General features: G+C 43.2%; 6 protein-coding genes and 2 tRNA genes. 4 read left to right on the plus strand and 4 right to left on the minus strand.

The genetic code is table 11. From position 1 onward, the window contains the following. Positions 1 to 351: 351 nt before the first annotated feature. From I2D69_RS04325 to I2D69_RS04335, 3 genes are all read left to right on the plus strand, one after another. Positions 352 to 4149 carry a phosphoribosylformylglycinamidine synthase gene (locus tag I2D69_RS04325; RefSeq protein WP_195379438.1) on the plus strand — a complete coding sequence of 1266 codons (3798 nt, stop codon included), beginning with the start codon at positions 352 to 354 and terminating at the stop codon, positions 4147 to 4149. Between the two features lie 263 nt (positions 4150 to 4412). Then, positions 4413 to 4922, plus strand: a complete 510-nt coding sequence (locus I2D69_RS04330; protein ID WP_118581320.1) for a sigma-70 family RNA polymerase sigma factor — start codon at positions 4413 to 4415, stop codon at positions 4920 to 4922. Further along, positions 4915 to 6063 (plus strand): DUF4179 domain-containing protein, encoded by a 1149-nt coding sequence (locus I2D69_RS04335; protein WP_173718248.1) that lies wholly within the window; start codon positions 4915 to 4917, stop codon positions 6061 to 6063. The genes I2D69_RS04330 and I2D69_RS04335 overlap by 8 nt, the downstream gene beginning before the upstream one ends. 82 nt (positions 6064 to 6145) lie before the next feature. Here I2D69_RS04335 and I2D69_RS04340 read toward each other — a convergent pair whose 3' ends face one another. The 4 genes from I2D69_RS04340 to I2D69_RS04355 all read right to left on the minus strand — a co-directional run bounded on the left by I2D69_RS04340 (position 6146) and on the right by I2D69_RS04355 (position 8790). After that, positions 6146 to 7693: a hypothetical protein gene (locus I2D69_RS04340; protein ID WP_195379439.1), complete on the minus strand. Its 1548-nt coding sequence runs from the start codon at positions 7691 to 7693 to the stop codon at positions 6146 to 6148. 52 nt (positions 7694 to 7745) lie between these two features. Next, complete coding sequence (locus I2D69_RS04345) at positions 7746 to 8438, minus strand: hypothetical protein (RefSeq protein WP_195379440.1); 693 nt, start codon at positions 8436 to 8438, stop codon at positions 7746 to 7748. 187 nt (positions 8439 to 8625) lie between these two features. Next, positions 8626 to 8699: transfer RNA gene (locus I2D69_RS04350), tRNA-Met, on the minus strand. Between the two features lie 18 nt (positions 8700 to 8717). Continuing rightward, positions 8718 to 8790, minus strand: a tRNA-Val gene (locus tag I2D69_RS04355). A gap of 445 nt (positions 8791 to 9235) precedes the next feature. On the opposite strand from I2D69_RS04355, the gene rhaD reads away from it, so the two are divergent. Then, a complete protein-coding gene (gene rhaD, locus I2D69_RS04360) occupies positions 9236 to 10069 on the plus strand; it encodes a rhamnulose-1-phosphate aldolase (protein ID WP_118578371.1) in 834 nt (277 codons plus the stop codon). The last annotated feature ends 190 nt before the right edge of the window (positions 10070 to 10259 follow it).

Raw genomic sequence — 10259 nt, forward strand, 5'->3', positions numbered from 1 at the left:
CGATGCACAGAAAGACGAACCTTCTTGTGACAAGCACAAGAAGTAGCGTTTGCTGCGCAAACTTAATTCTCGGGTTTTCTGTGAACTTTGTTCACAAAAAACACCTCGCGGAATATTGTCAGTGAACAGTAACTCAAACTCTGCTATGACTGATGAGCCATGTTTATTTACATATAGAAGTAACAGTAATAAAAAATATAAGATATATTAATTTTACTTATGATAAAACCTATGATACTATAATAAACGAAAATATGCAAGAATGGATGCAGTTTTACGCAGTCATCCAATTTTTTCAAAATGAAAAAGCACACCACACTATGATTTCACATTCACGAAAGGAGTTTTCCAATGAGTAACGTAAGACGAGTATACGTAGAAAAGAAACCATCCTTTGCCGTAAAAGCCAAAGAACTGAAGCATGAGATCAGCTCTTATCTGGGCATTCAGACTGTAACAAACGTGCGGGAACTGATCCGCTATGACGTAGAGAATATTTCTGATGATGTATTTGAAAAAGCATGCCATACCGTATTTGCCGAGCCTCCGGTAGATGACCTTTACCTGGAAAAATTCGAGGCAGCAGATGGCGCACATATTTTTTCTGTAGAATTCCTTCCTGGCCAGTTTGACCAGAGAGCAGATTCCGCTGTACAGTGCGTGCAGTTCCTGGACGAAAATGCACAGCCAATCATCCGTTCAGCAACTACTTATGTGATCGAAGGTGACATTACAGAGGAAGAATTCGAGGCAATCAAAAATCATTGCATTAACCCTGTAGATTCCCGTGAGACAGGCCTTCAGAAGCCGGAGACACTGGTTACAGAGTTCAAAGACCCGGAAGATGTCAAGATCTTTGATGGCTTCCGTGATATGGAAGAAGGACCATTAAAGGAGCTTTACAGCTCCCTGAACCTTGCTATGACATTCAAGGATTTCCTTCATATCCAGAACTATTTTAAGAACGAGGAGAAGCGTGATCCATCCATGACCGAGATCCGTGTTCTGGATACTTACTGGTCTGACCATTGCCGTCATACCACATTCTCCACTGAGCTTACACAGGTGAAATTTGACGAGGGTGATTATAAAACTCCTATCGTTGATACCTATAACAGATATCTTTCCGACAGAGAAGTCCTTTATAAGGGACGGGACGACAAATTCGTCTGCCTGATGGATCTTGCTCTTATGGCTATGAAGAAACTGAAATCCGAAGGCAAGCTTCAGGATCAGGAAGAGTCCGACGAGATCAATGCCTGCAGTATTGTAGTGCCGGTTGATGTAAATGGAAAAGAAGAGGAATGGCTGATCAACTTCAAGAATGAGACACACAACCATCCGACAGAGATTGAGCCATTTGGTGGTGCAGCTACCTGCCTTGGCGGTGCAATCCGTGACCCGCTTTCCGGACGTACTTATGTATATCAGGCAATGCGTGTAACAGGAGCAGCCGATCCTACTGTTTCCGTAAAAGAGACTTTGAAAGGCAAGCTTCCGCAGAAGAAACTGGTTCGTGGCGCAGCTCACGGCTACAGCTCCTACGGTAACCAGATCGGTCTTGCTACCGGCTATGTAAAAGAAATCTATCATCCGAACTACGTTGCAAAACGTATGGAGATCGGTGCTGTTATGGGTGCTGCTCCAAGACGTGCAGTTATCCGTGAGAATTCTGATCCGGGAGATATCATCATCCTTCTTGGCGGACGTACCGGACGTGACGGTATCGGTGGTGCTACCGGTTCCTCCAAAGTACATACAGAGGCTTCTATCGAGGTCTGCGGCGCTGAGGTACAGAAAGGAAATGCACCTACAGAGCGTAAGATCCAGCGTATGTTCCGTCGTGAGGAAGTCAGCTATATTATTAAGAAATGCAACGACTTCGGTGCAGGCGGTGTATCCGTAGCAATCGGAGAGCTGGCACCTGGTCTTCAGATCGACCTGGACAAAGTTCCGAAGAAATATGCAGGTCTTGACGGTACTGAGATCGCAATTTCCGAGTCCCAGGAGCGTATGGCAGTTGTTGTTGCTCCGGAAGACGTAGAGAAATTCCTTGGTTTTGCAAACGAAGAGAACCTGGAAGCAGTTCCGGTTGCTGTTGTAACAAAAGAGCCAAGACTGGTGCTTTCCTGGAGAGGAAAGGAGATTGTAAATATTTCCCGTGCATTCCTTGATACCAACGGTGCACATCAGGAGACAACTGTAGAAGTTGAAATTCCGAATAAAGAGGGCAACCTTTTTGAAGAGCGTCCGGACGTAGCCGATGTGAGAGAAAAATGGCTCTCCACACTGGCAGACTTAAATGTATGCTCCCAGAAGGGCCTTGTAGAGATGTTTGACAGCTCCATTGGTGCAGGAAGCGTTCTGATGCCTTATGGAGGTAAAAATCAGCTTACAGAGACTCAGGCAATGGTTGCCAAGGTACCGGTACAGAATGGAACTACCAATACAGTAACCATGATGAGCTATGGCTTTGATCCATACTTATCTTCCTGGAGCCCATATCACGGAGCTGCTTATGCAGTGACAGAATCTGTTGCAAGAATCGTGGCAGCAGGCGGTGATTATAAGAAGATCCGTTTCACCTTCCAGGAATACTTCCGTCGTATGACAGAGGATCCAAAGAGATGGAGCCAGCCATTTGCAGCACTTCTTGGTGCTTATGCAGCACAGATGGGATTCGGTCTTCCGTCTATCGGTGGTAAGGACAGTATGTCCGGAACCTTCAATGACATTGATGTTCCGCCAACACTGGTTTCCTTTGCAGTGGATGTTGCCAAGCTTCAGGATGTGATCACACCAGAGCTGAAAAAGGCTGGAAATAAACTGGTATGGCTTCGTGCACCCAAGGATCAGTACGATTTACCAGACTATACAGGCATTATGGAGCAGTATGAGAAGCTTCACAATGATATGCAGGCTGGAAAAGTGGTTTCCGCTTATGCACTTGACCGTCACGGTATTGCTGCAGCTGTCAGCAAGATGGCATTTGGAAATGCAATGGGCGTGAAGATTGAGCATAGCCTGGATACAAGAGACTTCTTTGCACCAGGCTTCGGCGATCTGGTTCTGGAAGTTCCGGCTGAAAAGGTTGGTCAGCTTTCCATCACATACACCGTGATCGGTGAAGTAACAGCTGATGGTAAATTCTCCTACGGAAACGCTGAGATCACTCTGGATGAGGCTTACAAGGCATGGACAGGCACTCTGGAGAAAGTATTCAAGACAACCTCCGGCGAAGAAAATGACGGACCAGTTGCCATGGCTGTAAAGACAGCAGATCCAGAAGCAACCTATGAGAATGGTGTTTACAATACTAAGAACATTTATGTTTGCAAGCATAAAGTAGCAAAACCACGTGTATTCATTCCTGTATTCCCGGGAACAAACTGTGAGTACGACAGTACAAAGGCATTCGAGAGAGCCGGAGCTGAGGTAGACGTTAAGGTATTTAAGAACTTAAGTGCAGAGGATATCCGTGATTCTGTGGAAATATTTGAGAAATCCATTGATCAGGCACAGATGATCATGTTCCCAGGCGGTTTCTCCGCTGGTGATGAGCCAGACGGTTCTGCGAAATTCTTTGCAACTGCCTTCCAGAATGCAAAGATCAAAGAGGCAGTTATGAAGCTGTTAAATGAGAGAGATGGTCTTGCACTTGGTATCTGTAACGGATTCCAGGCGCTGATCAAGCTGGGACTTGTTCCATACGGTGAGATCTGCGGACAGAAAGAGGATTCTCCTACACTGACCTATAACACCATCGGACGTCATATTTCCAAGATGGTTTACACAAAGGTTGTAAGCAACAAGTCTCCATGGTTGCAGAAAGCCACACTTGGCGGTGTATACTGCAACCCGGCTTCCCACGGTGAGGGACGCTTCGTAGCAAACGATGAATGGCTTGCTAAGCTCCTTGCAAACGGTCAGGTAGCTACCCAGTATGTAAATCCAAACGGAGAGCTGGATCAGTCCGAAGAATCCAATATCAACGGATCTACCTATAACATTGAGGGTATCACAAGCCCGGATGGACGTGTTCTCGGTAAGATGGCACATAGCGAGCGCCGCGACAATGGCGTTGCAATCAACATCTATGGACAGCAGGATATTCAGATCTTTGAGTCCGGTGTTGAGTACTTCAAATAAAACGTTGCAAATAAAACGTTAAAAAAGAAATATCCTGGTAAGTACAAAGCTTTTTCCGCATTGTAACTTATCCAGGATATTTTTTGTATCTTCATTACTTTGATTTTCGTCATCGCAGATGCATTGCCATCAATATAGTTCTTGCGCTATATTTAATAATTTTAATGAAATATTTTCCAGGCTATTTCCATCTAATGTATGTAAAAGGAAATACAGCAATTAATTTCGTGTACTGCAGAACACAAAAAGGAGCGAAAAACCTTATGGAAAATTTGGTGAAAAAGGCAAAATCCGGAGATTCCGGTGCATTTGCACAGCTCATCCGGATGAATACCCAGAGCATGTATAAAGTAGCCTGGGCCTATCTGAAGAATGACGAAGATGTGGCAGATGCCATACAGGAAACGATTTTAAAGTGTTATGAGAAGCTTTCCACTTTAAAAAAGGATTCTTACTTCAAAACCTGGATGATTCGGATTCTGATCAATAACTGCAATGAAATGCTTCGGCATAAAGGCCGTGTTTTTCCTACGATGGAAATGGAAGAGGGAATCTTCGAGGAATCAGGCTATGTAGATTGTGAGTGGAAGGAAATCCTGGCATCCCTGGAAGAGAAGTACCAGGTGGTGATGCTTTTGTATTACAGCAAATCCCTTAGTGTAAAGGAAATTGCCGCTCTTCTGGAAATCAGCCAGAATACAGTGCTTACAAGGCTCTCCAGAGCCAGAAAACAGCTTCGTGCAGAGTATGAAGGAGGATATATTCATGGATGATAAATTGTTTGATGTTTTTTCAGAAGAAACAGAAGTGCCGGAATGTGTGCGCAGGCGTGTAGATGAGACATTGGAAATGATAGAGAATTCGGCAGAGTCCGATAGAGGGTATCAGAAAGAAGAAAAAACGGGAAAAGTAATAAATGGCACTGACAGAATGGGAAAAATTGGTACACGGAAAAACTGGAAGCGCAGTTTAATCCTGACATTTGCGGCAGTGATGGCATTTGGTGCCACTGTTTTTGCAGCAGAGAAGTATATAGGAATTTCCGGATTTTTCCAGGAAGTTGGAAATAAGTTGCCGGAAGAAGCCAAGGGGATGATTGAAAAAGATCCGGTGCAGCAGGAAGATGGCGATTCCATTCTCACTTACACCGTGAAGGAAGCCCTATGTGATAAGAACAGCGTCCAGGTGGTGATGGAAGTCACAGCGAAAGAAAGAGGCAAGTATCTTCTGGCAGGACAAGATACCATGAATGAGGATCCTGTAAGAAATCTTGGAATTGAAAGTGACAAGACAATAGGAGAATATGCCGCAGAAAAAGGGCTGATCATAGTAAAGGTTGGAGCCAGCTTTGATTTTGATTCAGATCTTGGCATTGAAACAGCAGTGGGAGATTATCGAAATCTGGAAGATGATGTAGTAGATTTCTATTCTTCCGCGGTAAAGACAAATGAGAGTAAGAATCTTACCGTTTCCTGCATTGGAACTGCCACGCTTCCTGATGCTAAGTGCGTTGATGATGTGATGCGTACAAATATTACTTTTCAGCTGGAAGATAAGAGCCAGGGGAAAAACATGACCTATGTGCCTGTGGATGGTGAAGGGATAACTGCAGATGGAAAAGTAAAGATCCTGTCCGCAGATATAGAAGAAACAGAAGTGGGCGATTACGTCACAATCCATTGCATCTTCTTAGAAGAGTGCGACAGTATTTCCCTTGACGTAATGGATCTGAATGGAAATCTGTGGCAGCTTTCCGACCTTGGCGGTGGTTCAGAGGTGGCAGAGGTTGGAAAAGAAGCCACCTTCCAGAGAAGCTATCAGAAAACGGACCTTGCCGACGAAATCGGAATACGGGGATATGACTATGAAACGAATACTACGTATGAGCCGGTAAAAATGAAGCTTAAGAAATAGAATAATCGAAAAAAGTCCCCATTCACTGTTTTTTGCAATTAAAACAGTGGGATGGGGACTTATTTGATTTGTTAAATTAAGATTATCCGAACTTTCGCATATTACTCAGATCGGAAAAATCAATCATTTTGATTTCTTCAACGTTGCCGGTTGAAGCCATTGGGCAAACGGCGTAGTTTCGCGTCTCATTTCCTATAGTAAGCTTTACCACATAATGCCATATGGACCATGATGGAGAGCCAACCGGATAATCATTAAAGCAATAATGAATATCATCAAATCCACCGACTAATTCAGCGAACTTACCGAGAATTGCCGGTGATGTGCTAGAGTCCCAACGGTAAGTTACAAAAAATGGAACATTGGGATCTGCTGCCAGATTGACTGTATCATCGTTATATTGTGTTAAATATTTAAAGCGGCCTGGTTCTCTGAGGTAGGCACTTATAGCGTCCATCTTTTCAAAAGGAGTCATATCAGCAGTTGTAGTTTTGTTAATAATGTCAATCATCCATGCGTTTTTTGCCTGATCATAATCCAGAACATTTAATGTCACTGTATTTGCAACCGTATAACCTGATGATGAATATTCCCTGAATTCTACAGTGTTGGTTCCTGCTTCCCAAAATATCGCGTATTTGATATAACCGCCTTTTACTTTCTCTAATGAAGTAGTTTCTGAGTCATTGTTTTCTAAAGGAATATCATCAAAGAAACGAGATGAACCACTTCTGTATGCGCTGGTCCGCGAGTCATTTCCATTAAAAATCAAGGAAAAAGAGTTCGGATCCGGATTGTCTGTCTTTATAAAAAAAGGTTTGGGACAACGGGTGTAAATATCTGCCTTCTGTTTGTCCAGACCATAAATTTCATATGTATATTTAGCTGGTGCAGTTCCTTCTTTATCGTGTGCAGGCAGATCAGTTTTGGGAATCGGTGTGGGTGTAGGAACCGGTGTGGATGTAGGCGTTGGTGTAGGTGTAGGGGTTGCACTTTGGTGGGTACTGTTTGTCTCTCTGTTTGTTGTGCAATGGCCTGTAGAAGACCATTTGGAATAGTATTTTTTTCCTTTAACGGTCATGTAAGTGCGGGTTTGCATATAATATGTAGTCCCGGCACGGAGGCCATTGAGAAAAATTGTGTTGTTTTTGTTACCTTTGACTGTTATAGTTTTTGCATTTTTTAGTTTTGAATTAGTGGCATAGCGCAGCTGGTAACCACTGGTCTGGGAGGTTTGTCTTTTTACTACTACAGTTGCAGCTGCTGTTTTTGCATAGATATTCATTATCTGGGCTTTCGGCGGTAAAATGACAAACTGTTTTTTAGCAGTGCCGGTATAAGTGCCTTTTCCAATAATCTGAACCGTGTAAGTTCCTACTTTTTTGCAGCCTTTAGAGTACTTTACAATATAGTTTTTCTTTTCCTTCAAGACTTTTCCTTTATAAGTTACTCTTACTTTTGGACGCTGTACCTTTTTATTATAAGTAAGCTTTGTGGCTGATAATTTAATCCTGGTATTTTTCACATTTACCCTTGCTGCGGCAAATACCTGGCTTGAACTGCAAAATAGAAGCAGTAAAATGATGAGGCAGAGGTGAATCTGCCGGTGTAGATGATGATTTTTTTTCATGGCTTTTTACTCCTTTTATATGATAAGTTTATTGGGTTTTGTAAAAATATAACTATTTATGACCAGACCGTAGCAGCCATTTCTGGTCAATCTTTTTTACCTCATCATCTGCAAACCGGATATGCAGTCTGACGGAATTGGACAGTTGTACGATTTCCTCTACAGTACCTTCCCCAAATTTGGGATGAGTTACCACATCGTTTACCTGGAATTTTATTTCGCTATGTTTGGCGCTTTTGTAGGCCTGTTCACGGCGGTAGGTGTCCCGGATGGGAACTGTCTTGTCATGGATAGGGTTTTTCAGAGCTTTGTCATAATTGTGCTTCAGAAGGCTTTCTCCGATTCTGTAATAAGGAGTAGGCGCGGCGCCCACAAGAGAACAGCAGTATTTCCAGGCGCTCCCATGCTTTCCTGCCTGCCAGTTATACTGCGCCGGGATTTTCATATTGTATTGCATATAATGGGCGTATTCGTGCTTATAAAGATCCAGGCGATCCTCTTTGGAAAGAGGCTTCTTTACGGCATAACCAATAAACAGAAGGGAAAAATAGAAGCCTTCCTTTTCATGAGAAGAAGCAGGTGTATAAGAGCCAAGTACAGCCTCATCGTAACCAAAGCGGATAGGCACAGAAGCTCCACGAAGCCCAAACCTGCGGTCAAGAGTCTGGAACAAAGCGCGGATCTGAGCTTCGTGGATGGTAGCTTCATTATCAAGAAGTTTACGGATAGATGGGTCAATATTCATGCAGTTACTCCTTTAAAAATTATTAACTGGAAAAAATACATGCCAAGTTTTATGGCGTTTGACTTGAAAACTCCCACTGACAGATCGCGAAGCGACTGCGTTCATGAGCAAGTAGCGAAGCGGACATTCCAGGTCCGCTTCGCTGATAGATAAAAAAAATAGATGCTGCAATCTGCAACATCTATAATAGCGAGAGGGGGATTCGAACCCTCGACACCGCGGGTATGAACCGCGTGCTCTAGCCAACTGAGCTATCTCGCCATATTCATTTCATAAGTATGGGGCCTACAGGGCTCGAACCTGTGACCCTCTGCTTGTAAGGCAGATGCTCTCCCAGCTGAGCTAAGACCCCATATACAAACTGTGAAATTTATTTCTCTCCCGCAGCTCGCTTTGCTATTATACTATCAACTGTCGCAAATTGTCAACAACTTTTTTTACTTTTTTTCAAAAAATTTAGAATTATATTTTTTTACTATTTTATTGGAAAAAAAGGCTCTAGAAACAGAAATTTTTATTTTGGGTCCTTATTTGCAAAAAGCGGAAAACAATTTGGCAAGTAAGGTTCTTTCCAAAATGAGAATTGGTGTTATACTGAGTCTGTAAACAAGAAGAGCAAACAAAAGCATACCGGATACCTGTAAGAAGAAAAAGAACGGACGCAGCGTATTCGTATGGTCTCATAAGAAAGGGCTCACAAACACGCCCTGAGACCATAATTGCGATCAGCTGACAATTGTTTTTCCTATTAGGAAACGTCAGTTGGCGATACGAAAAATAAAAGAGGAGAAGATGGTATGAAGATTTTAGATTCCAAATTTATGAAGGGCTTTATCAAAATGGCGGACGATGGTTTCCAGCAGGGCTGGCATGAGAGAAACGGTGGAAACTTAAGCTATCGTCTGAAAGCAGAAGAAGTAGAAATGATCCGTCCCCGTCTGAATGCACCAGGCGAGTGGCAGCCTATCGGCACAGAGGTGCCGGGACTTGCAGGAGAGTTTTTCCTGGTAACCGGAAGTGGCAAATATTTCAGAAACATAGCAGTTGACCCGGAAGCCTGTCTTGCAATCATTGAACTGGATGACAAGGGTGTTAATTACAGGATCCGCTGGGGACTGGTAGAAGGCGGCCGCCCAACCAGCGAGCTTCCAACCCACCTTATGAATCATGAGGTAAAAAAGAAGCTTACAAACGGCAGACATCGTGTTATTTATCACGCACATACAACCAACACCATCGCATTAACCTTTGTCCTTCCACTGGACGACAAGGTATTTACAAGAGAGCTGTGGGAGTCTGCAACAGAATGCCCGGTTGTTTTCCCGGATGGCGTAGGCGTTGTAGGCTGGATGGTACCAGGCGGAAGAGAAATTGCAGTAAAAACAGCTGAGCTGATGAAGAAATATGACGTTGTTATCTGGGCACATCATGGAATGTTCTGCTCCGGTGAGGACTTTGACCTGACCTTTGGCCTTCTCCATACAGTAGAGAAGTCTGCGGAAATCCTGGTGAAGGTAATGTCCATGGCACCGCGTAAGCTTCAGACCATTACTCCTGATGATTTCCGCGCAGTAGCCAAAGACTTTCATGTTACTTTACCGGAAGAATTTCTTTATGAAAAAGAGCAGTAAGTAAATTAATATAATAATGTGAGATCTGTCTGTGATGAGAAAATTCACAGGCAGATTTTTTACTTTAGAGGAAATCAATTTTAATAAATGTTTATAAAATATGAAAAAATTGCTGTCAAGCGTTTTTGAAAATGTCCTAAAATAATTGAAGTATTAGCCCCGGCTTTTTGCTGGGGCTTGTTATATTGAT

Origin of the sequence: Ruminococcus sp. D54t1_190329_F1 (assembly GCF_015551645.1) — a bacterium.
Lineage (GTDB): Bacteria > Bacillota > Clostridia > Lachnospirales > Lachnospiraceae > Blautia_A > Blautia_A faecis.

What these genes read in the sequence shown, in the direction of transcription:
- I2D69_RS04325 (WP_195379438.1), top strand. Translation starts at nt 352, where the DNA reads ATGAGTAACGTAAGACGAGTATACGTAGAAAAGAAACCATCCTTTGCC.
- I2D69_RS04340 (WP_195379439.1), bottom strand. Translation starts at nt 7,693, where the DNA reads ATGAAAAAAAATCATCATCTACACCGGCAGATTCACCTCTGCCTCATC.
- I2D69_RS04335 (WP_173718248.1), top strand. Translation starts at nt 4,915, where the DNA reads ATGGATGATAAATTGTTTGATGTTTTTTCAGAAGAAACAGAAGTGCCG.
- I2D69_RS04345 (WP_195379440.1), bottom strand. Translation starts at nt 8,438, where the DNA reads ATGAATATTGACCCATCTATCCGTAAACTTCTTGATAATGAAGCTACC.
- I2D69_RS04330 (WP_118581320.1), top strand. Translation starts at nt 4,413, where the DNA reads ATGGAAAATTTGGTGAAAAAGGCAAAATCCGGAGATTCCGGTGCATTT.
- rhaD (WP_118578371.1), top strand. Translation starts at nt 9,236, where the DNA reads ATGAAGATTTTAGATTCCAAATTTATGAAGGGCTTTATCAAAATGGCG.